Annotated in this window: 27 protein-coding genes; 14 read left to right on the top strand and 13 right to left on the bottom strand. The window is 69.5% G+C overall.

Annotation, left to right across the window (positions count from 1 at the left end; all coding sequences use genetic code 11):
• The first annotated feature begins 63 nt into the window (after nt 1-63).
• The 6 genes from OU682_RS02120 (at nt 64) to ilvD (ending at nt 5,093) form a co-directional block, all read left to right on the top strand.
• Nucleotides 64-756: a pyrimidine 5'-nucleotidase gene (locus OU682_RS02120; protein WP_268940416.1), complete on the top strand. Its 693-nt coding sequence runs from the start codon at nt 64-66 to the stop codon at nt 754-756.
• 46 nt (nt 757-802) lie between these two features.
• The gene (locus tag OU682_RS02115) at nt 803-988 is read left to right on the top strand and encodes a hypothetical protein (RefSeq protein WP_268940415.1); all 186 of its coding nucleotides are present in this window, start codon (nt 803-805) and stop codon (nt 986-988) included.
• A 25-nt stretch (nt 989-1,013) separates the two neighbouring features.
• Nucleotides 1,014-2,198: a UbiH/UbiF family hydroxylase gene (locus tag OU682_RS02110; RefSeq protein ID WP_268940658.1), complete on the top strand. Its 1,185-nt coding sequence runs from the start codon at nt 1,014-1,016 to the stop codon at nt 2,196-2,198.
• A gap of 58 nt (nt 2,199-2,256) precedes the next feature.
• Complete coding sequence (locus OU682_RS02105) at nt 2,257-2,757, top strand: pyridoxamine 5'-phosphate oxidase family protein (protein WP_268940414.1); 501 nt, start codon at nt 2,257-2,259, stop codon at nt 2,755-2,757.
• Nucleotides 2,758-2,848: 91 nt separating this feature from the next.
• Nucleotides 2,849-3,163, top strand: a complete 315-nt coding sequence (locus OU682_RS02100) for a DMT family transporter (protein WP_268940413.1) — start codon at nt 2,849-2,851, stop codon at nt 3,161-3,163.
• Nucleotides 3,164-3,254: 91 nt separating this feature from the next.
• On the top strand, nt 3,255-5,093 hold the full coding sequence (gene ilvD, locus OU682_RS02095; protein WP_268940412.1) for a dihydroxy-acid dehydratase: 1,839 nt from the start codon (nt 3,255-3,257) through the stop codon (nt 5,091-5,093).
• On the opposite strand, the gene nagA is transcribed toward ilvD, so the two are convergent.
• From nagA to OU682_RS02075, 4 genes are read right to left on the bottom strand one after another with little or no spacing between them, the layout of a single operon-like run.
• A complete protein-coding gene (gene nagA, locus OU682_RS02090) occupies nt 5,080-6,210 on the bottom strand; it encodes an N-acetylglucosamine-6-phosphate deacetylase (RefSeq protein WP_268940411.1) in 1,131 nt (376 codons plus the stop codon). The genes ilvD and nagA overlap by 14 nt on opposite strands.
• A complete protein-coding gene (locus OU682_RS02085) occupies nt 6,207-7,043 on the bottom strand; it encodes a glucosamine kinase nucleotide-binding domain-containing protein (RefSeq protein WP_268940410.1) in 837 nt (278 codons plus the stop codon). Before OU682_RS02085 ends, nagA begins: the two co-directional genes overlap by 4 nt.
• A gap of 27 nt (nt 7,044-7,070) precedes the next feature.
• Complete coding sequence (locus tag OU682_RS02080; protein ID WP_268940409.1) at nt 7,071-8,132, bottom strand: YcjF family protein; 1,062 nt, start codon at nt 8,130-8,132, stop codon at nt 7,071-7,073.
• A complete protein-coding gene (locus OU682_RS02075; RefSeq protein ID WP_268940408.1) occupies nt 8,129-9,496 on the bottom strand; it encodes a YcjX family GTP-binding protein in 1,368 nt (455 codons plus the stop codon). The genes OU682_RS02080 and OU682_RS02075 overlap by 4 nt, the downstream gene beginning before the upstream one ends.
• Before the next feature lie 112 nt (nt 9,497-9,608).
• Between OU682_RS02075 and hrpB the strand changes: the two genes are divergently transcribed.
• The gene (gene hrpB, locus OU682_RS02070; protein ID WP_268940407.1) at nt 9,609-12,065 is read left to right on the top strand and encodes an ATP-dependent helicase HrpB; all 2,457 of its coding nucleotides are present in this window, start codon (nt 9,609-9,611) and stop codon (nt 12,063-12,065) included.
• On the opposite strand, the gene OU682_RS02065 is transcribed toward hrpB, so the two are convergent.
• The 4 genes from OU682_RS02065 to OU682_RS02050 all read right to left on the bottom strand — a co-directional run bounded on the left by OU682_RS02065 (nt 12,062) and on the right by OU682_RS02050 (nt 13,869).
• Complete coding sequence (locus OU682_RS02065; protein WP_268940657.1) at nt 12,062-12,394, bottom strand: DUF2794 domain-containing protein; 333 nt, start codon at nt 12,392-12,394, stop codon at nt 12,062-12,064. The two genes, hrpB and OU682_RS02065, sit on opposite strands and share 4 nt — an antisense overlap.
• A 69-nt stretch (nt 12,395-12,463) precedes the next feature.
• Nucleotides 12,464-12,748: an I78 family peptidase inhibitor gene (locus OU682_RS02060; protein WP_268940406.1), complete on the bottom strand. Its 285-nt coding sequence runs from the start codon at nt 12,746-12,748 to the stop codon at nt 12,464-12,466.
• Between the two features lie 5 nt (nt 12,749-12,753).
• On the bottom strand, nt 12,754-13,116 hold the full coding sequence (locus OU682_RS02055) for a hypothetical protein (RefSeq protein ID WP_268940405.1): 363 nt from the start codon (nt 13,114-13,116) through the stop codon (nt 12,754-12,756).
• A gap of 105 nt (nt 13,117-13,221) precedes the next feature.
• Complete coding sequence (locus OU682_RS02050) at nt 13,222-13,869, bottom strand: TetR/AcrR family transcriptional regulator (protein ID WP_268940404.1); 648 nt, start codon at nt 13,867-13,869, stop codon at nt 13,222-13,224.
• 218 nt (nt 13,870-14,087) lie between these two features.
• On the opposite strand from OU682_RS02050, the gene OU682_RS02045 reads away from it, so the two are divergent.
• Nucleotides 14,088-15,515 carry a Glu/Leu/Phe/Val family dehydrogenase gene (locus OU682_RS02045; protein ID WP_268940403.1) on the top strand — a complete coding sequence of 476 codons (1,428 nt, stop codon included), beginning with the start codon at nt 14,088-14,090 and terminating at the stop codon, nt 15,513-15,515.
• Nucleotides 15,516-15,592: 77 nt separating this feature from the next.
• Here OU682_RS02045 and OU682_RS02040 read toward each other — a convergent pair whose 3' ends face one another.
• Nucleotides 15,593-16,540, bottom strand: coding sequence for an L-threonylcarbamoyladenylate synthase (locus OU682_RS02040; RefSeq protein WP_268940402.1), 948 nt, complete (start codon nt 16,538-16,540; stop codon nt 15,593-15,595).
• Nucleotides 16,541-16,656: 116 nt separating this feature from the next.
• Here OU682_RS02040 and OU682_RS02035 point away from each other — a divergent pair, with 116 nt between their 5' ends.
• From OU682_RS02035 to OU682_RS02020, 4 genes are read left to right on the top strand one after another with little or no spacing between them, the layout of a single operon-like run.
• Nucleotides 16,657-18,354 (top strand): acyl-CoA dehydrogenase, encoded by a 1,698-nt coding sequence (locus OU682_RS02035; protein WP_268940401.1) that lies wholly within the window; start codon nt 16,657-16,659, stop codon nt 18,352-18,354.
• Nucleotides 18,354-19,373 (top strand): MBL fold metallo-hydrolase, encoded by a 1,020-nt coding sequence (locus OU682_RS02030; protein ID WP_268940656.1) that lies wholly within the window; start codon nt 18,354-18,356, stop codon nt 19,371-19,373. Before OU682_RS02035 ends, OU682_RS02030 begins: the two co-directional genes overlap by 1 nt.
• A 53-nt stretch (nt 19,374-19,426) precedes the next feature.
• The gene (locus OU682_RS02025; RefSeq protein WP_268940400.1) at nt 19,427-19,582 is read left to right on the top strand and encodes an aa3-type cytochrome c oxidase subunit IV; all 156 of its coding nucleotides are present in this window, start codon (nt 19,427-19,429) and stop codon (nt 19,580-19,582) included.
• 19 nt (nt 19,583-19,601) lie between these two features.
• Entirely contained in the window at nt 19,602-20,225 is a 624-nt protein-coding gene (locus OU682_RS02020; protein WP_268940399.1) for a type 1 periplasmic-binding domain-containing protein, read from the top strand.
• Here the strand turns inward: OU682_RS02020 and OU682_RS02015 are convergent.
• Together OU682_RS02015 and OU682_RS02010 are read right to left on the bottom strand one after the other, a co-directional pair.
• Nucleotides 20,213-20,545: an AzlD domain-containing protein gene (locus OU682_RS02015; protein ID WP_268940398.1), complete on the bottom strand. Its 333-nt coding sequence runs from the start codon at nt 20,543-20,545 to the stop codon at nt 20,213-20,215. The genes OU682_RS02020 and OU682_RS02015 overlap by 13 nt on opposite strands.
• Entirely contained in the window at nt 20,542-21,300 is a 759-nt protein-coding gene (locus OU682_RS02010; RefSeq protein ID WP_268940397.1) for an AzlC family ABC transporter permease, read from the bottom strand. Before OU682_RS02010 ends, OU682_RS02015 begins: the two co-directional genes overlap by 4 nt.
• A gap of 75 nt (nt 21,301-21,375) precedes the next feature.
• Here OU682_RS02010 and OU682_RS02005 point away from each other — a divergent pair, with 75 nt between their 5' ends.
• Nucleotides 21,376-21,858, top strand: coding sequence for a GNAT family N-acetyltransferase (locus OU682_RS02005; protein WP_268940396.1), 483 nt, complete (start codon nt 21,376-21,378; stop codon nt 21,856-21,858).
• On the opposite strand, the gene OU682_RS02000 is transcribed toward OU682_RS02005, so the two are convergent.
• Nucleotides 21,859-22,791 (bottom strand): hypothetical protein, encoded by a 933-nt coding sequence (locus tag OU682_RS02000; RefSeq protein ID WP_268940395.1) that lies wholly within the window; start codon nt 22,789-22,791, stop codon nt 21,859-21,861.
• Nucleotides 22,792-22,796: 5 nt separating this feature from the next.
• On the bottom strand, nt 22,797-23,267 hold the full coding sequence (greA, locus tag OU682_RS01995; RefSeq protein ID WP_268940394.1) for a transcription elongation factor GreA: 471 nt from the start codon (nt 23,265-23,267) through the stop codon (nt 22,797-22,799).
• 229 nt (nt 23,268-23,496) lie between these two features.
• Between greA and OU682_RS01990 the strand changes: the two genes are divergently transcribed.
• A partial coding sequence (locus OU682_RS01990; RefSeq protein ID WP_268940393.1) for an NAD(P)/FAD-dependent oxidoreductase occupies nt 23,497-23,852 on the top strand: 356 nt, incomplete at its 3' end.

The following is a 23,852-nucleotide window of genomic DNA, read 5'->3' as shown; positions in this document are numbered from 1 at the left end:
GGGCACGATTGGCCGGGCTTCGCGCGATTGCAAGCATGCTGTTGAAGGGCTAGGCAGGCGGGCATGGATTTCGCGCATGTCGATACCTGGATCTTCGATCTGGACAACACGCTCTATCCGCCGGAAATGGCGCTGTTCCCGCAGATCGAAGCGCGGATGACGGACTATGTCATGCGCATGCTGGCGGTCGAACGGGATGCCGCAGACCAGATGCGGCGCGACTGGTGGATGCGGCACGGGACCACGCTGGCGGGGCTGATGGCGGAACATGCCGTCGACCCGATCGCCTATCTCGAGGAAGTCCACAACATCGACTTCGCGCCCCTGCTGCCCGCGCCCGATCTGGCCCAGGCCATCGCCGCCCTGCCGGGGCGCAAGCTGGTCCACACGAATGCCGATGCCGGTTATGCGGCGAAGGTGCTGCGGGCGCGCGGCCTGGGGCTGGTGGATGACGATGTGCCCGCCCCGGTCTTCGAGGCGATCTATGGCATCGCCGAGACGCATTTCCATCCCAAGCCTGCGCGAGAGGCCTTCGAGGCCGTCATCGGCCATGCCGGCATCGACCCGGCGCGCGCCGCCTTCTTCGAGGATGATCCGCGCAACCTGGCCGTTCCCCACGACCTGGGGATGCGCACGATCCTGGTCGGGCCGGGGCGGCACGGGCCGGATGCGATGGCGGGCGCCGTGCCCGCCCACGTCGATCACCACATCCACGACCTGACCGCATTCCTGCGCCAGATTGCCCTTGCTGGCTGATTGCGCCACAATATGGGCGGACGCGCGCCCATCCCATAGGTTTCCCATGACCCATAATGCCGACAAAAGCGGAAATCGCCTTACTTTCCGCATCCTTGCCCTGCTGCTGGTCGTCGTTGCCATCGCCATTCTGGCCGTCGTTCAGTTCGGCCTGCCCGCCCTTGGCCTGCTGGGCCTGGTTCTGACCCTGGTCGTTTTTGCGGTCATGCTGCTGTTCGCGGCCGGGAACTAGGCCGCGGCATATGGGCGCAGGCGACATCCAACGCATCGACATCCTGGTCTCGGGCGGCGGCATCGCCGGGCTGATCGCGGCGGCGGCTTTCGGGGCCGAGGGCTTTTCGGTCCTTTGCGTCGATCCGGCGCCGCCGGTGACCGACGAGGCGGCGACGGGCGCGGATCTGCGCACCACCGCCTTTCTGACGCCTTCGGTCGCGCGGCTGGCGCGGATCGGGCTGTGGGACCGCCTGCTGCCCTATGCCACGCCCCTGCAGGTCATGCGCATCGTCGATGCGGGCGGGGCCACGCCCGCCGCGCGCCTGATCCGCGACTTCGACGCGGCCGAGATCGGCGACCAGCCCTTTGGCTGGAACCTGCCCAACTGGCTTTTGCGGCGCGAGATCTCGGCCCGGCTGGCGGGAATGGAGAATGTCCGCTTCCAGCCCGGCACCGGCACGGCGGGCGTCCTGCCCCGCGACACGGGGGCCATTGTCACGCTGACCGATGGCGGCCGCGTCCAGGCGCGGCTGCTGGTCGGCGCCGACGGGCGCGATTCGCCCGTGCGTCAGGCGCTTGGCATCGGGGTGCGTACCTTCCGCTATGGCCAGAAGGCGCTGGCCTTTGCCGTCACGCATGAACAGCCGCACAGGAATGTCTCGACCGAAATCCACCGTTCGGGCGGGCCCTTCACGCTGGTGCCCTTGCCGGACCGCGACGGCAAGGCCTGTTCCGCCGTGGTCTGGATGGAAAGCGGGCCCGAGGTCGCGCGCCTGGCCACCCTGCCGCTGGATGCCTTCGAGGCGGAGCTGAACGCCCGCTCGGCCGGGGTGCTGGGCCAGCTGTCGCTGGTCACGCGGCTGACCCAATGGCCGATCATCAGCCAGATCGCCGACCGCTTTTCCGGCCCCCGCACGGCGCTCATCGCCGAGGCGGCGCATGTCGTTCCTCCCATCGGCGCCCAGGGGCTGAACATGAGCCTGGCCGACCTGTCGGCCCTGCTGGACCTGTCCCGCGACAATCCGGGCGATGCCGCCAGCCTTGATGCCTATAACCGCGCCCGCCGCCCCGAGGCTTATGCCCGGCTGCTGGGCATCGACGCGCTGAACCGCGCCAGCCAGGCCGGCGCCCGTCCCCTGCGCGACCTGCGGGCGGCGGCGCTTGGCGGGCTGTATGGCATCGCCCCCGTGCGCCGGCTGATGATGCGCGCGGGGTTGGGAATGCGCTGACCGGGAACATCGCCCAGTCCCCACGCGTTCTTCCGTCATTCCAGAGCCGGAGGAAGCCATGTCCGACCCCGACGTGCCCGATCCAGACGTAATCGACCGCATCTGGACCATTGCCGACAGGCTGGACCCCTGCATGTTCGTCACCTGCGACGGCGAGGGGCAGCGGGTCCGCCCCGTTTATGCCCGCGTCCGCCGGGACGAAGGCGCCATCTATGTCCTGTCCGACACCCAAGGCTGCAAGCTGGACCAGATCGAAACGAACCCCCATGTCTCACTGGCCTTTTCGGACGAACGCGCGAACGACTATGTCGTGATCAACGGCACCGCGCAGGTGAGTCATGATCCCGCAAAGGCGCGCGAGGTCTGGCGCCTGACGGACGAAACCTTCTTCAAGTCCCCCGACAACCCCGACCTGCGGGTGATCACCGTCCGCCCCGTCTCGGCCGAACTGTGGGACGGCAGCAACATGCTGATCAGCGGCGCGAAGATGCTGGCCGAGCGCCTGCTGGGCGCCAAGACCGAACTGGTCGAGAATGCCAAGGTCGACCGGCTTGAATGACGCAGCTGGCGCCCGTATCTAGGGGGCCAGAGGACGACCTCCCCATCATGGGCGGATGCGCCGGGACGACCCGGCCTCGATGAGGTTCGTCATGGCCTGGTTCTATCTCATTCTCGCCGGTCTTCTGGAAATCGTCTGGGCAACGGCGATGAAGCAGTCGCAGGGCTTTACCCGCATCCTGCCCACCGGGGTGATGGTGGTCGGGATGCTGGCCTCGTTCTGGCTGCTGGCCGTGGCGATGCGGACGCTGCCCCTGGGCACCGCCTATACGGTCTGGGTGGGCATCGGCGCCGTCGGCGCCTTCCTTCTGGGCATCGTGATGTTCGGGGAACCGGTGACCGCCACCCGCCTGATCGCGGCGGGGCTGATCGTGGCGGGCATCATCACGATGAAACTGGCTTCGTGATGGCCGAAACGATCCGAAAACCCACGAATTCGGCAATTTCCTTCCGCTGCCAAGGGTGGTAAACCACCCGGCAGCCACAGGAGTACACGCCATGCCCGCCTATCGTTCCCGCACCACCACCCACGGCCGCAACATGGCGGGCGCGCGCGGCCTGTGGCGGGCGACCGGGGTGAAGGACAGCGACTTCGGCAAGCCAATCATCGCCATCGTCAACAGCTTCACCCAGTTCGTGCCCGGTCATGTCCACCTCAAGGATCTGGGCCAGCTTGTCGCGCGCGAAGTCGAAGCCGCCGGCGGCATTGCCAAGGAATTCAACACCATCGCCGTCGATGACGGCATCGCCATGGGCCATGACGGGATGCTCTATTCCCTGCCCTCGCGCGAGATCATCGCGGATTCGGTCGAATACATGGTCAACGCCCATTGCGCCGATGCGATGGTCTGCATTTCCAACTGCGACAAGATCACGCCGGGGATGCTGATGGCCGCGCTGCGGCTGAACATCCCGGTGGTCTTCGTGTCCGGCGGCCCGATGGAGGCCGGCAAGGTCGTGCTGCAGGACGGCAAGGTCAAGGCGCTGGATCTGGTCGATGCCATGGTCGCCGCCGCCGACGACACCGTGTCGGACGCCGATGTCGAGGTGATCGAACGCTCGGCCTGCCCGACCTGCGGGTCGTGCTCGGGCATGTTCACGGCCAACTCGATGAACTGCCTGACCGAGGCGCTTGGCCTCGCGCTGCCGGGCAACGGATCGACGCTGGCGACCCATGCCGACCGCAAGCGCCTGTTCGTCGAGGCGGGCCACCTGATCGTCGACCTGGCGCGGCGTTACTACGAAGGCGACGATGCCTCGGTCCTGCCGCGCTCCATCGCCAGCTTCGAGGCCTTCGAGAATGCGATGACGCTGGACATCGCGATGGGCGGGTCCACCAACACGGTGCTGCACCTGCTGGCCGCCGCGCATGAGGGCGGCATCGACTTCACCATGTCCGACATCGACCGCCTGTCGCGCCGCGTGCCGGTGCTGTGCAAGGTGGCACCCGCCAAGGACGACGTCCACATGGAGGATGTCCACCGCGCGGGCGGCATCATGGGCATCCTGGGCGAACTGGACCGCGCGGGCCTGCTGCACACCGATGTCGGCAGCGTCCATGCCGGGTCGCTGGCCGAGGCGCTGGACCGCTGGGACGTGATGCGCACCGACGCGGCCTCCGTCCACGATTTCTACCGCGCCGCGCCGGGGGGCGTGCCCACGCAGGTCGCGTTCTCTCAGGATCGCCGCTATGATACGGTGGATACGGACCGCGAGGCGGGGGTGATCCGCACGGCCGAGCATGCCTTCTCGCAGGATGGCGGGTTGGCGGTGCTTTACGGCAACCTGGCCGAGGACGGCTGCATCGTGAAGACCGCGGGCGTGGACGAATCTATCCTGACCTTCACCGGCACCGCGCATATCTTCGAAAGCCAGGACGACGCAGTGTCCGGCATCCTGACCGGCAAGGTCGTTCCCGGAGAAATCGTGCTGATCCGCTACGAAGGTCCGCGCGGGGGTCCGGGAATGCAGGAAATGCTGTATCCGACCAGCTACCTGAAATCGAAGGGCCTGGGGAAGGCCTGCGCGCTGGTCACGGACGGGCGCTTCTCGGGCGGCTCGTCGGGGCTGTCGATCGGCCATGTCTCGCCCGAGGCCGCCGAGGGCGGCACCATCGGCCTTGTCGAGCAGGGCGACACGATCCGCATCGACATCCCGAATCGGGTGATCCACCTAGAGGTGGACGACGCCACGCTGGCCGCGCGCCGCGCCGCGCGCGAGGCCGAGGGCTGGAAGCCCGCCAAGCCCCGCCAGCGCAAGGTTTCGACCGCGCTGCGGGCCTATGCCGCGCTGACCACCAGCGCCGCGCGCGGCGCGGTCCGCGTCATCCCCGAGTGACCGGCTGGCCCGCGATCCAGGCGGATTGCAGGGCCCAGTCATCGTTCAGAAGCACCAGATCGGCGCGCCTGCCTGCCCGCAGCGCGCCGTATTCATCCGACAGCCCGGCAACGCGGGCCGGTTCCGACGAAGCCATCGCCAGGGCACGTTCGGGCGCGATGCCGACCTGATCGACCAGCACCCGGATCGCCCGGTCCATGCGCAGGTCCGCCCCGGCCAGCGTGCCGTCCGCCAGCGTCAGCCGCCCCTCGCGGCGCAGGATCCTGCGGCCCTGCAAGTCCATCTGGCTCAGACCGGTGCCTGCGAAGGCCATGCAGTCCGTGACCAGGAAGATTCCTTGGGGCCGCGCCGCAAGGGCCGCGCGCATGGCTGCGGGGTGGACGTGGACGGCGTCCGCGATCAGCCCGGCAGGCGTGTCGCCCGACAGCACCGCGCCGACCAGCCCCGGTGTGCGGTGGCCCATCTGGCTCATGGCGTTGAACAGATGCGTGACGCAACGCGCCCCTGCGGCAAAGGCGGCGCGGGCGGTGTCGTAATCGCAATCGGTGTGGCCCAGGCTGACGATGGCGCCCGCGCACGATAGCGTGGCGATCTGGTCCGGCGTTGCGGATTCGGGCGCCAGCGTCACCATCAGCACCGGCAGGGCGCGGGCGGCATCGCAAAGCCGCGCCAGATCCTCGGGGGTCATGGGCCGGATCAGGGCCGGATCATGGGCGCCGTGGCGGAGGGGGTCCAGATGCGGGCCTTCCAGATGCAGGCCCAGGAAGCCCGGCACCTGCGCGCGCGCGGCCTCGATGCCCGCCGCGATCACGGCGGCGGTCGCCTGGGGCGTGTCGGTGATGAGCGTCGGCAGAACCCCCGCGCAGCCGAGGGCCTGATGCGTGGCGCAGATATGGCGCAGCGCCGCAAGGTCGGTATCGCCGCCCACCATCAGCCCGCCGCCGCCATTCACCTGCAGGTCCAGGAAGGCGGGGGCAAGCGTGCCGTCCAGCCGCGTGACCGGGCCGGCCCCGCCCTCGGGAAGGATGGCGGCAATGCGGTCGCCCTCGATCACCACGGCATGGCCGGTCAGGAAGCGCTGGCCGTCGAAGATGCGGCTCGCCGCGATGACGGTCATGCCGCACCGCCCATCTGCCGCGCCATCAGCAGCGCGCCATCGACGCCGGACCCGAGCGCCGGGCGCTGCGGCCAGTCCGTCAGCCGCGCCGCATAGGCGGGGCCAAGCCCGCCCACGAAGACCACCGGCAGCGGCGCATCGCCCTGCAGCACCGCCAGGATATGGCGCACGTCGGCCACCGCCGCGTCGAAGACCTGCCGCGCCGCCGGATCGTCCGACCTGACGATGCGCCGGGCCAGTTCGGCAAAGTCGGCGGGACGGGCATGGTTGCCGAAACGGATGATGCCCTCGATCCCGCCGAACTCCTCCAGAAGCTGCTGCAGCAGGGGGGTTAGGTCTGCAAAGCCATCGGCCGCGCGCATGGCCAGCGACAGAAGCGCCCGGCCCAGCACCGCGCCCGATCCTTCGTCGCCCATCAGGAAGCCCCGTCCGCCGACCTGGCGCAGGTCGCCGCCGCGCTGCACGGCAAAGACCGAACCCGTGCCCAGTGCGGCCAGGATGCCGTCCTGGGTGCCCAGGGCACCCCGTGCCGCCGTCACGCCGTCATTGACGATCTGCATCCGGGCAAAGGGCAGCAGTCCCGCCAGCCGTTCGGACGCGGCGGTGATCGTGCCACCGGCAAGGCCCAGGGTGGCGATCAGATCGTGGGGATCGGCGCCGGTGCCCTCGAGCGCCTGGGCGGTGGCGGCCAGGATATTGGCCGCCGCGCCCTCGACATCGGTGTTGATGTTGGCAGGCCCGCCCTGGCCCTGGCCGATGATCCGGCCATCCGCATCCGCCAATGCCGCCCGGCATCCGGTGCCGCCGCCGTCTATTCCCAGAAAGAATGCCATCCGCCGTCCCCCTTTTCAGGGAAAGGTCTAGCCGCGTTCGTCGCTGCCGAACAGCCCGCGAAGCCCGCGCGTGACCAGGTTGCCGACCTTGGGGCGGGGCTGGGCGATGAAGGGCAAGGGGCGGCAGACCTCCATCGCGGCGATGCCGACGCGGGCGGTCAGGGCGCCGTTCACCACGCCCTCGCCGAACCGCTTGCTGACCCTGGCCAGAACGCCGCCGCCCGCCACGGTGTGGATCAGGTCGTCGCCCGCCGCGACCGCCCCAGTCGCCACCAGATGCGTCATCACCGTGCGCGCCAGCCGCCAGCCGCCCACGGCGCCTGCGCGGCCGCCATAGATCTCGGCCATCCGCCGGATCATCCGCAGGTTTGCGGCGAGGGCAGCGGCGACATCGGCCAGCGCCAGCGGGATCAGCGCGGTGGCGGCGGCGACGGTGCGGGCGGCGGCCTCGATCTCGCGCCGGGCGTCCTGGTCAAGCTGCGCCAGCAATTCCGTTTCGGCCATGGTCAGCAGCGTGCGGGCGTCAAAGACGTCACCGCGATTGTCGGCCAGCCGCTTGCGGTGCCAGTCCAGTTCCGGCCGCTTGGCATAGATCGCCAGAAGCTGGTCGGTGACCGCCCGCGCGCCGTCCATGCTGTCATCGGCCAGCGCCGCGCCCGCCCGCCGCTGGATCGCGTCAATGCGCGCAAACCGCGCCCAGGCCCGGTATTCGCGCCAGGCCATGCCAAGCGCCGCCAGCGTGAACAGCGCGAACAGCGCGACCCCGATCCAGCCCAGCACCGGATAGCGGGTTAGCAGGTCGTTGATGAAGTTCAGCGCGGCGATGGACAACAGGAAGGTGAACAGCGCCACCCCCGAATTGATGAAGAAGCGCGTCAGCCTGGAAGGCGGGCGCCCGACAAGCCGCGTCACCATCTCCATCGTGCGGGGGCGGGGCAGCAGGGGGCTGGCCTCGTCGATGGGGGGTGCGTCGGCGGGGTTCGGTGCGTCGGTCCGCGCCTCCTCGGCGGGGGCGGGGCCGGGATCGGCGGCTTCAGGCGGGTCGAGTTCGATCAGCACCGGGCCGCGCCGGGGGGGTGTGTCGCTCACAGCCGGTCTCCGATCAGGAATTCGGCGGCGCGGTCCAGCCGGATATGCGGCGGGCCGTCGCCGGGGCGGGCGGTCATGGGGGCGGGGGCGAAGTTCATGATGGCGTAATCGGCCTCCAGCCAGTCCTGCGCTCCGTCTCGCGCCGGATGCAGCAGGGCTGCGGGATCGGCGGGCAGTTCGCCCGGATAGAAGGCCGCCTGACGCCCGTCCAGCAGCCGGCCGCGCACGGCGGGCAGTTCCTGGTCGTCCTGGCGGATCACATCCTCGGTCGTGGCGCGCAGGGCTGCGATGGACATGGCCTCGGTCCGGGCGCCCGAGAAATCGGCGCGGTCGCGCGCCTCTCGCAGCATGGCGGACAGGATCGCGGTCAGGCGGTTGTGCTGGACATGGTGCAGGTGGTCGGCCTTGGTCGCGGCGAACAGGATGCGTTCCACGCGCCGCGTGCCCAGCAACTGCGCCAGCCAGCCCGCGCGACCGGGGCGGAAGGCGGTCAGCACGTCGGCCATGGCGCGGCGCATGTCCTCGACCGCGCGGGGGCCCTGGTGGATCGCGCCCAGCACGTCGACCAGCACCACCTGCCGGTCGATGCGGGCGAAGTGGTCGCGGAAGAACGGCTTGACCACGCGCGACTTGTAGGCGTCGAAGCGGCGGCGGAGTTCCTTGTGCAGCCGCCCTCCGGCCAGCGAGGCGGGCAGGGGGGCAAAGGTCAGGGCGGGCGAACCCTCCATCTCTCCGGGGATCAGGAAGCGGCCGGGGGTGCAGTCGGACCAGCCGGCCTCGCGCGCGGCGTGCAGGTGGGCGGTATAGACCTGCGCCAAGGATTGCGCGGTCGGCTCGTCGAAGCGGTCGCCGTTCAGGCCGTTCAGGGCGGCCTGGTATTCGTCGGCGCCGGGGCGGCCTTGCATCCGGTCCAGGACCTCGGCCGACCACTCGGAAAAATCCTTTTCCATCAGCCGCAGGTCCAGCAGCCATTCGCCGGGATAGTCGACGATGTCCAGGTGCAGGGTGCGCGGCCCGGTCAGGCCCCCGAACAGGCCCTTGCCGTCCAGGCGCAGGGACAGGCGCAACTGACTGACATGGCGCGTCCCTTCGGGCCAGTGCGGCGAGGGGCCGGTCAGGGCGGCCAGGTGCCGTTCGAAGTCGAAGCGGGGGACGGTATCGTCGGGCTGGGGTTGCAGCCAGGCGGCCTTCAGGCTGCCATCGGCGGCGGCGCGCAAGGCGTGCATCCGCCCCCGGTCCATCAGGTTCGCCACCAGCGAGGTGATGAACACCGTCTTGCCGGCCCGCGACAGGCCCGTGACGCCCAGCCGGATCACCGGATCGCCCAAGCCGATGCCTGCCAGAAGATTGCTGCCGATACCCATTCCGCCTGCCGTTTTTCCAGTGTCTTTGCCGGAAGATAGGCTCCGGGTATGGGTTTGAATAGGGCGGCGGGCCGGGGTTCCGCTTGGCCCGCCGTTGCGACATAACGCGGCCATGCCCGATCGGTTGCCTATCGACGATGTTCTGCCCGCCCTGTGCGATGCCCTGGCCGCGCATGGCCGCGCCGTGCTTGTCGCCCCGCCGGGGGCAGGCAAGACGACCCGCGTGCCCCTGGCGCTGCTGGACCGGGTCGGGGGCCGGATCGTGATGCTGGAGCCCCGGCGCCTTGCCGCCCGCGCGGCCGCCGAGCGTCTGGCCGAGCAGTTGGGCGAGGCCGTGGGCGGGCGCGTCGGATACCGGATGCGCGGCGAATCGGTGCCGGGCAGCCGGATCGAGGTCGTGACCGAGGGCATCCTGACGCGGATGATCCAGTCCGATCCCTCGCTGGAGGGGATCGGCTGCGTGATCTTCGACGAATTCCACGAACGCAGCCTGAATGCCGATCTGGGTCTGGCCCTGGTGTGGGAGGCCAGGGGGGCGCTGCGCGAGGATATGGCGGTGCTGGTGATGTCGGCCACGCTGGAGGCCGGACCCGTGGCGGCGCTGCTGGACGACGCGCCGGTGATCCGGTCCGAAGGCCGCGCCTTTCCGGTCGAGACCCGCTGGCTGCCCCGCCCGCTGCCCGCCAGCGCGCGTCTGGTGGACGAGGCCGCCCGCCTGATCGCAACCGCCGAGGCGGAGACGCGCGACAGCGGCGGCACGATCCTGGCCTTCCTGCCGGGCGAGGGCGAGATCCGGCGGGTCATGGCCCGGCTTGGCGACGGGTGCGAGGTGCTGCCGCTCTATGGGGCCTTGAAACCTGCCGAGCAGCGCGCGGCGCTGGCGCCGCCGGGCGCGCGGCGGCGGATCGTGCTGGCGACGGCGATTGCCGAGACCTCCTTGACCATTCCGGCGGTGCGGGTGGTAGTCGATGCGGGCCGGGCGCGGCGGGCGCGGTTCGATCCGGGGTCCGGCATGTCGCGGCTGGTCACCGAGCGTGTCAGCCGGGCCGAGGCCGACCAGCGCCGCGGCCGCGCGGGCCGTGTGGCGCCGGGCATCTGCTATCGCATGTGGGCGCGGGCCGAGGAGGGCGCGCTGCCCTCCTTTGCCCCGCCCGAGATCGCCGTGGCCGATCTGGCCGGACTGGCGCTGGAACTGGCGGCCTGGGGGTCGGATCCGGGCGAGCTGGCCTTCCTGACGCCCCCGCCCGAGGGTGCCCTGGCCGAGGCGCGCGTCCTGCTGCGGGGCCTGGAGGCGATGGACGCTGCCGGCCGCATCACCGATCACGGCCGGGCCCTGGCGCGCCTGCCGCTGCACCCCCGGCTGGCGCATATGGTGATGGTGACGGGCGCCGGGGCTGCCGATGTCGCGGCGCTGCTGTCCAACCGCGATCCGCTGCGCGGCGCGCCGGTGGATCTGGCGCTGCGGCTTGCGGCGGTGCGCGATCCGAAGGGGTTTGCGGCGCGACATCCCTTCGAGGCGAACCGGGCGGTCGTGCAGCAGATCCGCGATGAGGCCGCGCGGCTGCGGCGGCTGGTTGCGTCCCGCGACGGCCGGGGGGCCAGCCCCCCGGGCCCCACGGGATATTTGGGTGAAGAAGAAATCGGCGGCATGGTCTCGCTGGCCTATCCCGACCGGATCGGCTTGCGGCGGAAGGGCGATGAGCCGCGCTTCGTGCTGTCGGGCGGGAATGGCGCGGCGATGGAGGCAGGCGACCCCATGGCCGGGCAGCGGCTGGTCGTCGCGGTCGATCTGGACGGTGACGGGCGCGAGGCGCGAATCCGCATGGCCGCCCGCCTGGACGAGGCCGATCTGCGTGCGCTCCACGGCAGCCGGATCGAGGCGGTCGAGATCTGCGAATGGTCCAGGCGCGAGGGGCGGGTGCTGGCGCGCGTGCAGGAACGGCTGGGCGCGCTGGTCCTGTCGGATCGCCCCTGGCCGGATGTGCCCGCCGAGGCCATTGCGCGTGCCGCGCTGGAGGGCCTGCGACTGGACGGGCTGACCTGGACGCCGGCGGCGGCCCGGCTGCGGGCGCGGATCGCGCTGTTGCCGGACCTGGGGCCGGTGGATGACGCAAGCCTGCTGGAGGATGCAGATTGGCTGCTGCCCTGGCTGGGCCGCGCCCGGACGCTGGCCGACCTGCGCGGGCTGGATCTGTCCGAGCCGCTGAAGGCCCGGATCGGCTGGGACGGCCAGCAGCGGCTGGACCGGGAGGCTCCGCCGCATTTCGTCACGCCCCTGGGCCGCAAGGTGCCGATCGACTATGACCACGAGCAGCCCTCGATCGAGGTCCGGTTACAGGAACTGTTCGGCGTGACGCGCCATCCGGTCGTGGGCGGGCGGCCGCTGCGGATCAGCCTGCTGTCGCCCGGCGGCAAGCCCGTGCAGGTGACGACGGACCTGCCGGGGTTCTGGGCGTCATCCTATGCCGATGTCAGGAAGGACATGCGCGGCCGTTATCCCCGCCACCCCTGGCCCGAGGACCCGCGCGAGGCCGATCCCACCACCCGGGCCAAGCCACGCGGCACCTAGTCGATGGCGCGGATCAGCGCCTTGTCCAGGACGCGCAGCACCTGCGCCAGGTCATGCCCGCGCTTCAGGATCCGCCCGTCCATGGCGATTACGGAATAGGCCCCCTGGGCCGTGCGCAGCCGGGGGCGTTTCTCGATGCGGTAGAGCGGATGTTCGGTCGCGCGGCGAAAGACGCTGAAGACGGCGGCGTCGCGCAGAAAGGACATGGCGTAGTCGCGCCATTCCCCGGCTGCGACGAAGCGGCCGTAAACGGACAGGATCAGCGACAATTCGGTTCGGTCAAAAACGACGCGATCGGGGTGGGCGTGAAACGGCGGGCCGGCATCCATCATGTCAGGATGGTGACAGTCCGCCGCCTGCAAGGCAATGCCGAAAACGGGCGGCCCGCCGTTGTTGGCCTAGTAGCAGCTGACCTTCTCGATCCGGCCCGTGCTGCCGTATTCGATGTTCAGCCGTTCGGGCCGGAAGTCCGAGGTGACGGCGTCGTCCGGGCCAATCCGGCGGGTGCCGATGGGGAAGGTCATGGCCGCCAGGACCTCGATCGGCTGGCCGACCAGCCCCTGATAGGCCGAGGCGCGGCAGGTATCCGGCGCCGCATCGGGCAGGGGTTCGGCCGGCATCGGCTCGCAGGCGGCAAGAACGGCCGTGGCGGCCAGTCCAATGAAAAGCGTTCTGGCGTTCATGGCGATCATCCGCAATCGACGTTGGTGATGGTGCCTGCCGCGTCCAGGCGGAAGACGATCCGGTTGGGGTCATAGTCCTGCGGCTCGATCCCGCGATATTCGACGACCCGGTAGTCCTTGGTGATGCCCAGGGTCGGGATCACGCTGCCGGGCTGGCCGACGCTCGATGCATAGTTCTTGCTGGCACCGCACAGGTCGGGCTTGCGCTCGGTCAGGCCGGACACGCCAAGCGCGGGTTCCGGGGCGGGAGGCATGACCGCCACGGGGGCGGGTTGCGGTACCGGTGCGGGCGCGGGGGCTGGCGCCATGCAGCCCGAAACCAGGGCAGAGGCCGCCAGCAAGGGCAGCAGAAGCTTGGTGGTCGTCATGATCGTCGGTCTTTCCCTCGTCGGCGCCCGTCTGTCGCGGGCTCGGATGCGGATGATACAGGCCGCGCCGGGTCTTGAGAAGGCGCGGCGATTTTCACGTTTGCATCAGCGCCTGCCGGCGCTGCGCCGCAGGCCATGGCGCTGGGCCGGAGCGAAGGCCCGCAGGAACAGGGCAGCGGCTTCGGACGCGTTGGCCTGGATGGTCGCACCGGAGGCTTCCGGCTTGCCCAGCAGCCAGAAGGGGCCATTCGCCGCCGACAGGCCGATCAGCTGCCTGGCGGCGGCATCCGTGTCCTCGATCGCCAGAAGCCCGGCATCGGCCCACCGGTCCAGGTGCGCCCGCACGGGGTCGCGCAGCATCCGCGTCAGGCTGGCCTGGAGATCGTCGGCAAGTTCGGCAAGGCGCGGCGTTTCGGCCAGAAGGACGCGGCACAGGCTGATCCTGTGCGGATTGGCCAGCCATTCCGCGATCCGCGCCGCGATCTGCGGAATGGCGCGCTCCGGCGGCAGGCCCGGGTCGATGTCCAGGGTGAAGCTGCCTTCAAGGCGTTCAAGCTCGACCCGCATGGCCTCGCGGAACATCAGCGTCTTGTCGGGGAAATAGCTGTAGATCGTCGCCTTCGACACTTGCGCGGCCGATGCGATGTCATCGACGCTGGCCCCGACAAAGCCGTCGCGCAGGAAAATGTCGGCGGCACCCCTGACCACCTGTCCGAATTTGCGTCCTGGGGTAACCGACTGAGTTTTCGTCACGATAAATTTCCGATCTGATCGTTGGTAACATCCTGATCCGCGACTTCAATGCTTTATTGCACCCGCAGGTTGCCGTCCGGCGCGCAGGTTTCAGGGTGCGTCTGCCGTGGGGCCAGGCGGGTTGCCTTGTTTTTGTTCAGATCGGCCTTGGCACCTGCCGCCCGGCTGGCATAGCGTCGCTGTCGTCACCAACCTGCGATCATGTTCAGGAGCTGCCGATGACGATCCATCAGATGTCCTTTCGCGACTCGGTTGAACGCATGTTCAGCCATGCGGCCAGCCTCATGGAGCTGCGGCCCGGGCTCGAGGAAAAGATCCGGGTCTGCAACTCGACCTATGTGGTGCGCTTCGGGGTGCGTCTGCGCGGGCAGATCCATACCTTTACTGGCTATCGCTCGGTCCATTCGGAACACATGGAGCCTGTGAAGGGCGGCATCCGCTATTCCCTGGACGTGACCCAGGACGAGGTCGAGGCGCTGGCCGCGCTGATGACCTACAAATGCGCCCTGGTCGAGGTTCCCTTCGGCGGCTCGAAGGGCGGTCTTTGCATCGACCCGCGCGCTTGGGACGAGGACGAGCTGGAGCGCGTCACCCGCCGCTTCACCTATGAGCTTTCGCGCCGGAACCTGATCTCGCCCAGCCAGAACGTGCCCGCGCCTGACATGGGCACGGGCGAACGCGAGATGGCCTGGATGGCCGATGCCTACAAGCGGCTGCATCCCGACGACATCAACGCCAAGGCCTGCGTCACCGGAAAGCCGCGCCACGCGGGCGGCATCGAGGGCCGGGTCGAGGCGACGGGCCGCGGCGTGCAATATGCGCTGCGCGAGTTCTTCCGGCACGCGGACATGATGAAGAGGGCCGGGCTGGAAGGGGGGCTGGCGGGCAAGCGGGTGGTCGTGCAGGGCCTGGGCAACGTGGGCTATCACGCGGCGCAGTTCCTGTCGGTCGAGGACAAGGCCCTGGTCACCTGCGTGATCGAACGCGACGGGGCGATCCGCAACCCGCAGGGCATCAACATCGACGCGCTGCGCGGCCATATCCGCGCGACCGGCGGCATCAAGGGCTTCGCCGGCGGCGATTACCAGGAAAACGGGCTGGCCGCGCTGGAGGATGACTGCGACATCCTGGTTCCGGCAGCCATCGAAAGCGTGATCCATGCCGGAAATGCCGACCGCATCCGCGCCAGGCTGATCATCGAGGCCGCGAACGGTCCCGTCACCGCTGACGCCGACGAGGTGCTGAAGCGTAAGGGCGTGGTCATCATTCCCGACATGTATGCCAACGCGGGCGGCGTCACGGTCAGCTATTTCGAATGGGTCAAGAACCTTTCGCAGATCAGTCTGGGCCGCCTGGAGCGCCGCCACGAGGAAGCCCGGTCCCGGATGCTGGTCGAGGAGCTGGAGCGGATTTCGGCCGATACGGGCACGAACTTCAAGCTGGCGACGGGTTTCAAGGACGCGTTCCTGCATGGCGCGGACGAACTGGATCTGGTGCGGTCCGGCCTGGACGACACCATGCGCGAGGCATTCAAGAAGATGAAGGATGTCTGGATGTCCAATCCGAAGGTCGATGACATGCGGACCGCGGGATATGTCGTGGCGATCCGGCGGATTGCCAATGTCTATGGGTCGCTGGGGTTGTGATGTGGCTGGGGGGCGCTGCCCCCCGTCGCCGTCCCCGCGCCTCCCCCCGGGATATTTTCGCCAAGGCGAAGAGGCAATCAGCCCCGGGGTGCGGCGGCGCGGCGCAATCGGTCGTTGATGGCGGCGCCAAGACCGTGGTCGGGAATCGGCGCGACCGAGATCGGGCGCCCCTCGCGGTCGGCGCGGCGCAGGGTGTCGAACAGGCGCGCCGCGGCCTGCGCCAGGTCGCCGGTTTCGGACAGCGTGAAGGGGCCGGGGGCAGCAAAGGCGATATGGGTTTCGCCGGGACCGGGATCGGACACGTTCAGGCGCAGCGCGGCCTTCGGGGCATAGTGGCTGGTAAGCTGCCCCGGCGCGTTCGGGGCGGCGGGGTCGGCCTGATGGTCCGCCAGCGGGTGTCCAAGGCATCTGGCGATCGCTTCGGTCGGGATGCCGCCGGGGCGCAGCAGGGTGGCGCGGCCCTGCGGCCAGCCGATGATGGTGGATTCGAGGCCGACGGGGCAGGGGCCTGCGTCCAGCACGGCGGCGATGCGGCCGTCCAGCCCGCCGTCGGGGTCGAGGACGTGATCCGCGCTGGTCGGGCTGATCCGCCCCGAGGCATTGGCCGAGGGCGCGGCAAGCGGGCCGGTCAGCCGCAGCAGGGCCTGCGCGACCGGATGGCCTGGCACGCGGATGGCGACCGTCGAAAGCCCCGCCGTGACAAGGGACGCGATGCCGGCATCCGCGCGCAGCGGCAGCACCAGGGTCAGGGCGCCCGGCCAGAAGGCCTTGGCCAGCGTCTCGGCCTCGGCCGTGACGTCGGCAATTGCGCGGGCGGCCTCCAGATCGGGGACATGCACGATCAGCGGGTTGAAGGACGGGCGGCCCTTTGCCTCGTAGATCCGCGCGACGGCCTGGCCGTTGCGCGCGTCGCCCGCCAGGCCATAGACCGTCTCGGTCGGGATCGCCACCACGTGGCCGCCCGCCAGCAGGATCGCCGCGCGGGCCATGCCCATCTGGTCTGGCAACAGTCTTTCGGTCTGCATCCGTGACGCCGGGTTTCGGTTGAGCCTTGTCCCCGGCCCCCTAAGATGGTCCGGAACAGCAGTTCTGATAGTCGCGCCCGGCCCGATTGCCAAGGCGCCAGCGGAGGGGGGACCAGATGAGCTACAAGGCGCCGGTCGCGCAGATCGACTTCATCCTGAACCATGTCGTGCCGTTTTCCGATCTGGCCCGGACCGACCGCTTTGCCGAGGCGACGCCCGAGACCGCATCCGCGATCCTGGCCGAGGCCGGCAAGCTGGCGACCAACGTTCTGGCGCCCCTGAACCGCAATGGCGACGAAAGCCCGGCGGTTCTTGAGAATGGCCGAGTGCGGACCTCGCCCGGCTTTGCCCAAGGCTTCCGCGCCATCGCCGAGGGCGGCTGGATCGGTCTTTCGGCCGACCCCGAGCACGGCGGCATGGGCCTGCCGCAGGCGCTGAACATGGCCGTGGCCGAGATGATGTCGGGCGCCTGCCTGGCCTTGCAACTGAACCCGCTGCTGACCCAGGGCCAGATCGAGGCGCTGGAGCATCACGCCAGCGACGATCTGAAGGCGCTTTATCTGCCGAAGCTGGTTTCCGGCGAATGGTCGGGGACGATGAACCTGACCGAACCGGGCGCGGGCAGCGACGTCGGCGCGCTGGTCACCAGGGCCGAGCCGAACGGCGACGGCACCTATCGGATCACGGGTCAGAAGATCTTCATCACCTGGGGCGACAGCGACGTGACCGAAAACGTCTGCCATGCCGTGCTGGCCCGCCTGCCGGATGGCGCCAAGGGCACCCGGGGCATCAGCCTGTTCATGGTCCCGAAGCTCATCCCCGACGCCGATGGCAGGCCGGGGGTGGCCAACAGCCTCAAGGTCGTCAGCCTGGAAGAAAAGATGGGCATCCACGGCAGCCCCACCTGCGTTCTCAGCTTCGAGGGCGCGACCGGCTGGCTGATCGGCGAGCAGCACAAGGGCATGGCCGCGATGTTCACCATGATGAACTGCGCCAGGCTGGGCGTCGGGATGCAGGGTGTCGGCGTGGCCGAGGCGGCGCTGCAGCAGGCCGTCGCCTATGCCCGGGATCGCAACCAGATGGGACCGATCATCCAGCACCCCGACGTGCGCCGGATGCTGGCCACCGCCCGGGCCGAGGTCTTTGCCGCCCGCGCCATCGGGCTGGCCTGCGCCACGGCCATCGACCTGGAACGGGCGACGAACGATCCCGTCCATGCGGCGCGCGCGGCCTTCCTGACGCCGATCGCCAAGACCTATGGCACGGATGTCGGTTGCCGCGTGGCCGATATCGGCGTGCAGGTCCATGGCGGCATGGGCTATATCGAGGAAACGGGCGCCGCCCAGTATCTGCGCGACGTGCGCATCACCCCCATCTATGAAGGCACCAACGGCATCCAGGCGATGGATCTGGTCGGGCGCAAGCTGTCGGACGGGGGCGACGCCGCCCTGCGCCTGCTGGACGAGATCGCGGACGGCGCCAAGGTCGCGCAGGCCGATCATCCGCAGTTGGCGAACCAGCTGTGGCAGGCGTCCGAAACGCTGCGCGAGGCGACCCAAACGCTGCTGGAGCGCGATCTGCCCCTGCGCTTCGCGGGCGCGGTGCCCTATCTGACCGGCTTCGCGCGGGTGCTGGGGGGGCTTTATCACCTGCGCGCCGCTCAGGCCGGGGGCGAATCGCATCTGGCCTTGGCCCGCGTCTTCAATGCCCGCGTGCTGCCGCGCCATGCCGCCGACCTGGTCGAGGCCGTGGCGGGTCTGGACGATCTGACGGGCGTCAGCGACGCGGCCCTTGCCGGGGATTTCGCCGCGTGATCGCCTATCCGTTCGCAGCCCCGCCCGAGGCGGGGCAGGCGACAGCGGTCGCGCCCGGCGTGCTGTGGATGCGGCTGCCCCTGCCGATGGCGCTGGATCACGTCAATGTCTACGCGCTGGAGGATGGCGAGGGCTGGACGCTGGTCGATACCGGCTTCGACACGCCGGCCTCGCGCGGGGCATGGGATGCGCTGCTGGCCGGACCCCTGGCGGGGCGGCCGGTCCGGCGCGTGATCGGCACCCATCACCACCCCGACCATATCGGGCTGGCGGGCTGGTTCATGGCGCGTGACGGGGCCGAGCTGCTGATGAGCCGCACGGCCTGGCTGACCGCGCGGATGCTGGTGCTGGACCGGCAGGACCGCGCATCCCCCGAGGCGCTGGCCTTCTGGCGCCGCGCCGGGATGCCCGCCGACCTGCTGGAACAGCGCGCGACGGAACGGCCCTTCAACTTTGCCGATGTGGTTCATCCCCTGCCGCTTGGGTTCACGCGGCTGATCGATGGCCAGCAGGTCAGCTTCGGCAGCCGCCGCTGGCGCGTCGCCATGGGCCATGGCCATGCGCCCTGCCACGCGACCTTCTGGTCCCTGGATGACGATCTGGTGATCGGGGGCGACCAGCTGCTGCCCTCGATCTCGCCGAACCTGGGGGTCTATCCCACCGAACCCGAGGCCGATCCGGTCGGCGAATGGCTGGACAGCTGCAAGCGGATGGCGGAACTGGCCGAAGCGCGGCATCTGGTCCTGCCCGGCCACAAGCTGCCCTTCACGGGCCTGCCTACCCGGTTGCGCCAGCTGATCGACAATCACGGCAACGCGCTGGACCGGATGGTCGCCGCGCTGCGGGAAGGCCCGCGCACCGCTGTCGACTGTTTCGACATCCTGTTCAAGCGCCGCATCGGCGCGGGCGAATTCGGCCTGGCCCTGGTCGAGGCGGTCGCCCATGTGAACCACCTGCGCGGGAAAGGCATCGTGTCGGTTGCGGGACACCAGGGCGACGCCGTGCTGTGGGGGGCGTGACAGGGCAGGCGCTTTCGGCTATCGCAATGACAAAGCGGACAGGAGGCAGGCGAATGGCCACGCATCATCACGAGAGCACCGAACACAAGGTCGGCACCATGGACATCACCGAACAGCAGCGGACCTTTGCGGGCTTCATCAAGTTCGCCACCTGGACCGCGATCCTGTCGATCCTGGTGCTGATCTTCCTGGCGCTGTCCAACAGCTGATCCGGCGGGCAAGGTTACAATGAAAAGACGAGTTTTCGTGGCGGCGGCCCTGCCCGCTGCCCTTGCGGCTTGCGGCGCAAAAAGTGTCTGGGATTCGGACGAGGAACTGCGCGCCGCGTATTTCGTGTCGAACGAGCCTCCCTCGGTCACGCTGCTGACGGTGATCGGCATTCCGCGCGGCGAAGGCGGGCATTCGGGGCTGATGATCAACGGCAGCCAGCGGGTGATCTATGACCCCGCGGGAAGCTGGCAGCATCCGCGCATCCCCGAACGCAACGACGTGCTGTACGGCATCAACGACAACTTCAAGCGCTTCTACCTCGACTACCACGCCCGCAAGACCTACTGGGTGGCCGAGGACACCGTCTTCGTCAGCCGCGAGGTCGCCGATGCCGCCATCCGCGCGGTCGAGGCGCAGGGCGCATCGCCGAAAAGCTATTGCGCGGTGAACAGCGGACAGGCGCTGCGCAAGGTGCCGGGGTTCGAGGGCGCGCCGACCGGCTTCAGCCCGCTGAGGCTGCGCCGCTGGTTCCTGACGCTGCCGAACGTGCAGTCCAAGCGCCACATGGACGGCGATCCGGCCAACAACCACGATGTGCTGCTGCGCCAGAAGGACGGGCAGATCGTCGGCTACAACAGGTAAAGCAGGCCGAACAGCGTGATGGCGCCCGCAAGGATCGCCAGGATCATGTTCTTCGTCCAAAGGCCGACTGCCACCGTCGCGGTGGCGGCGGCCATCCGCGCCGGATCGGGCTGCCCGCCCGTCGCGGCGGGCCAGACCACCAGCGGCGCGACCAGCGCGGGCAGCACAGCTACCGGCGTATAGCGCAGCATCCGCAGAACCCAGTCCGGCAGCTTGCGATTGCCCAGCGTGCCCAGGAAGGACCAGCGGATCAGGAAGGTGCCGATCCCAAGAACCACGATCACCACCCAGATCGTCAGGTCCGAGATGCCGTTCGTCATGCCTGTGCTCTCCGCTGCGACCAGACCTCGACCAGCGCACCGGTCGCCATTCCCAGGGGCGAGGCGATCAGCAGCCCCAGCCCCGAGGGCAGCCCCGCGAAGGCCAGCGATCCCGCAACGGCGACAAAGCAGGCGGCCAGATGCGCGGGCGTGCGCAGCATGGGCGCGATCATCGCCAGAAAGGTGATCGGCATGGCGAAATCCAGCGCGATGTCCTGGGGGATCGCCCGCCCGACCGTCGCCCCGAGCCAGGAAAAGACCATCCAGGGCAGGCACACCACCGACACCACGCCCGCGAAGAAGGCAAGCCTGTGGCGCAGGTCCATCCGGGGGTTCGCCTCGTATTCCTGGATCGCCAGGGCATAGCTCTGGTCCACGAGGGCATAGGCCACCCAGGCCTTCTGCTGCGCTGTCGCATCGCGCAGCCAGGGCACCAGCGAGGCCGAATACATCGCCATGCGCAGGTTCACCGCCAGGCAGGACAGGATCACGATGATCACCGGCGCGTTGTCGGACAGAAGCTGGACCGCCGTGAACTGCGACGCCCCCGCCAGCACCAGGACCGAGAAGCCCAGCACCTGGGCCACGTCCATCCCTGCCTCCAGGGCCACGACGCCGAACAGCAGCGCGAAGGGGATCATGACGACCAGGAAGGGCAGCGACTTGATGGCGCCGCGCCGGAACGCCTGGCCTGCCGTGAAGGGGGCGCCATCATCGGCAAGGGACTGCCGGCCGGCGGTGCGGGGTTGGGGCATGGGCGAGATGGCTTTCGCTTCGGATCGGAATGCGGCACCTTCGTTGCACGACGCGCAAGCATAAGGCAAGGCTGGGTGCAGATCACGAGTCCCATTCCCGACCGGCACCTGCGCGACGCCGCCCGGCTGTGGTGGAGCGCCTTCGCGCCCCCCGCCGCGGGCCGGGCGCCACCGATCCGTGCCTGCCACGGCATTGCCGCCATCGGGCCGGCGGGCGGCCTGGACGGCGTGGCGGGCTTTCGCGACCATGACGGCGGCTTTCTGGCGGATCAGCCGATGCTGGCCCGGCTGATGTTCCGGGCCGCGCCGGCGACCCTTGATCTGGTGATCGACGGGATCGTCGTGGACCGCCTTCGCCATGGCGCCGGCCGGGCGCTTCTGGACGCGGCGTCCGACATCGCGCGCCGGACCGGCCACCCCGGGTTGCGGGCGGAAGTGGAACTGAGGAACCGCCGGGCGATGGCCTTCTATGCCGCGACCGGGTTCACCGAAACCGGCCGGGGCCGCTTTGGCTGGCCCTGGTCGGGGCCGGTCGTGATCCTGCGGCGGGCTGTCTGATCAGCCGAAGACCCCGGCCAGCCGGCCCAGCAGCATGAAGGCGCGGGCAGATCGCGTCTCGGCCAGGACCGCGATCTGTGCGTCGTCCATCTGCGGTACCTGCCGCGTCAGCATCGCGTCGAAATGGCGCAGGAAATGGTGTGCGGTGTCGCGGAAGATCTCGTCCCGGTCCAGCAGCGCGGCGGCGATGTCCAGGGCCTCCTGGTCGCGGATGCCGCCAAGCGCCGCCACCGCGCTGCCGCGCGCGCCTTCGGCAAAGCGGCGCCAGAGGGCAGGGGGCACGGGCTCGGGCGGCAGGTCGTCCATGTAAAGATCCTGGCCTGCCAGCAGCGTCACCACATCCTGCGCCGCGCGCAGCACACGGGCGTGGTCCCCGTCCTGCAACGCATGGCGCAGCGCGGCAATGGCCAGCGAATCATCAGGGCCGTCGGGAAAGTTCAGCGCCCGGATCAGCGTATCGGCATCCACGTGGACCGGGGCCGGGCTCTCGGCTCGCGCCGGTTGCGGGCGGGCATCCGTCGCGGGGCGCGGGGCGGGGCGGGGCGCCGCGGGGGCAGGTGCAGGGACGGGCGCGGGCGCGCGCGGTTGCAGGTCCGCATCGTCGAGGATCTCGGGAACCGGGCGGGGCGGGGGCACGCCGCGGGTCGCGGTCACCTGCCGCAACTGGCTCAGGCGCTGGCGCAACTCGTCGGCCTCGGCCCGCAGCAGGGCGATGGCGCGGGCCGTCCGGACCGCCAGCCAGATCAGCACCAGGGGCAGGATCGTTCCCATGACGACCGCAAGGCGCGCAAGGCCGCCCGGCGCACCCTCGCCCCCCGGGGCCAGCAGCCAGAACAGCGCCACCAGGAAAAGCCAGACACCGCTGAGCGCGATGCCCGTGGCGGTGATCGCGTCCCGCTGCGCCAGCGTAGTGATCCGTGCAACCAATGACATCGTTCCTACTCGTAGCGGATCGCGAGGATCTCGTAGCTGCGCTGGCCGCCCGGCGTCGTGACCTCGACACTGTCGCCGACATCCTTGCCGATCAGGGCCTTGGCCAGGGGCGAGCGGATGTTCAGAAGCCCGCGTTCGATGTCGGCCTCGGCCTCGCCCACGATCTGGTAGGTGCGCTCCTCGTCGGTATCCTCGTCCACCAGGTTGACGACGGCGCCGAACTTGACCGATCCGTTCAGCTTGGAGGTATCGATCACCTCGGCGCGCGACAGGATCGACTCCAGTTCCTTGATGCGGCCCTCGATGAAGCCCTGCTTTTCGCGGGCGGCATGGTATTCGGCGTTCTCGGACAGGTCGCCATGTTCGCGCGCCTCGGCGATCTGCCGGATGATGGCGGGGCGCTCCTTGGATTTCAGGTCGCCCAGTTCGCGTTCAAGCGCGGCATAGCCGCTGCGGGTCATCGGAATCTTGTCCATCGCTGCCCTGTCCTTCCGGGATGCGGTTGCCGTCCAAGTGCTAAGGCAACGCCCCCGCCATTCGGATGGCAGGGGCGCAAACCTTGTTGTCGGCAACGTGCCCCGAACTGCCGCGTCTTTGCAAGCCCGCGCGCGGTCTTGCTGGCAGTTTTTGGCCGTCGCGTCAGCATTGCCGCGATGCGGCAAAGAGATTACATCGGGCAGCAGCCAAGCAGGGGGAAGCCGAGCCATGACCGACGCGACGCAGATCGAACGCGAGTCGATGGAGTATGACGTTGTGATCGTGGGGGCGGGTCCTTCGGGGTTGTCGGCGGCGATCCGGCTGAAGCAGGTGGACCCGGATCTGTCGGTGGTGGTGCTGGAAAAGGGCTCGGAGGTGGGCGCGCATATCCTGTCGGGGGCGGTGCTGGACCCGATCGGGCTGAACCGGCTGATCCCCGACTGGAAGGAGCGCGGCGCGCCGGTCCGGACCGCGGTCGCGGAGGACAACTTCTACGTGCTGGGCGCTGCGGGGCAGGTGCGGGTGCCGAACTGGCCGATGCCGCGGCTGATGAACAATCACGGCAACTACATCGTCTCGATGGG

It is taken from the genome of Paracoccus benzoatiresistens (assembly GCF_026913015.1).
GTDB classification, from domain to species: domain Bacteria; phylum Pseudomonadota; class Alphaproteobacteria; order Rhodobacterales; family Rhodobacteraceae; genus Paracoccus; species Paracoccus benzoatiresistens.
This window is presented reverse-complemented; position numbering and strand designations above follow the sequence as displayed.

Excerpts from the sequence above, each read along its gene's own strand:
- OU682_RS02120 (WP_268940416.1), top strand. The coding sequence starts at position 64 with ATGGATTTCGCGCATGTCGATACCTGGATCTTCGATCTGGACAACACG.
- OU682_RS02115 (WP_268940415.1), top strand. The coding sequence starts at position 803 with ATGACCCATAATGCCGACAAAAGCGGAAATCGCCTTACTTTCCGCATC.
- OU682_RS02105 (WP_268940414.1), top strand. The coding sequence starts at position 2,257 with ATGTCCGACCCCGACGTGCCCGATCCAGACGTAATCGACCGCATCTGG.
- OU682_RS02100 (WP_268940413.1), top strand. The coding sequence starts at position 2,849 with ATGGCCTGGTTCTATCTCATTCTCGCCGGTCTTCTGGAAATCGTCTGG.
- ilvD (WP_268940412.1), top strand. The coding sequence starts at position 3,255 with ATGCCCGCCTATCGTTCCCGCACCACCACCCACGGCCGCAACATGGCG.
- nagA (WP_268940411.1), bottom strand. The coding sequence starts at position 6,210 with ATGACCGTCATCGCGGCGAGCCGCATCTTCGACGGCCAGCGCTTCCTG.
- OU682_RS02085 (WP_268940410.1), bottom strand. The coding sequence starts at position 7,043 with ATGGCATTCTTTCTGGGAATAGACGGCGGCGGCACCGGATGCCGGGCG.
- OU682_RS02075 (WP_268940408.1), bottom strand. The coding sequence starts at position 9,496 with ATGGGTATCGGCAGCAATCTTCTGGCAGGCATCGGCTTGGGCGATCCG.
- hrpB (WP_268940407.1), top strand. The coding sequence starts at position 9,609 with ATGCCCGATCGGTTGCCTATCGACGATGTTCTGCCCGCCCTGTGCGAT.
- OU682_RS02065 (WP_268940657.1), bottom strand. The coding sequence starts at position 12,394 with ATGGATGCCGGCCCGCCGTTTCACGCCCACCCCGATCGCGTCGTTTTT.
- OU682_RS02060 (WP_268940406.1), bottom strand. The coding sequence starts at position 12,748 with ATGAACGCCAGAACGCTTTTCATTGGACTGGCCGCCACGGCCGTTCTT.
- OU682_RS02055 (WP_268940405.1), bottom strand. The coding sequence starts at position 13,116 with ATGACGACCACCAAGCTTCTGCTGCCCTTGCTGGCGGCCTCTGCCCTG.
- OU682_RS02045 (WP_268940403.1), top strand. The coding sequence starts at position 14,088 with ATGACGATCCATCAGATGTCCTTTCGCGACTCGGTTGAACGCATGTTC.
- OU682_RS02040 (WP_268940402.1), bottom strand. The coding sequence starts at position 16,540 with ATGCAGACCGAAAGACTGTTGCCAGACCAGATGGGCATGGCCCGCGCG.
- OU682_RS02035 (WP_268940401.1), top strand. The coding sequence starts at position 16,657 with ATGAGCTACAAGGCGCCGGTCGCGCAGATCGACTTCATCCTGAACCAT.
- OU682_RS02025 (WP_268940400.1), top strand. The coding sequence starts at position 19,427 with ATGGCCACGCATCATCACGAGAGCACCGAACACAAGGTCGGCACCATG.
- OU682_RS02020 (WP_268940399.1), top strand. The coding sequence starts at position 19,602 with ATGAAAAGACGAGTTTTCGTGGCGGCGGCCCTGCCCGCTGCCCTTGCG.
- OU682_RS02015 (WP_268940398.1), bottom strand. The coding sequence starts at position 20,545 with ATGACGAACGGCATCTCGGACCTGACGATCTGGGTGGTGATCGTGGTT.
- OU682_RS02010 (WP_268940397.1), bottom strand. The coding sequence starts at position 21,300 with ATGCCCCAACCCCGCACCGCCGGCCGGCAGTCCCTTGCCGATGATGGC.
- OU682_RS02000 (WP_268940395.1), bottom strand. The coding sequence starts at position 22,791 with ATGTCATTGGTTGCACGGATCACTACGCTGGCGCAGCGGGACGCGATC.
- greA (WP_268940394.1), bottom strand. The coding sequence starts at position 23,267 with ATGGACAAGATTCCGATGACCCGCAGCGGCTATGCCGCGCTTGAACGC.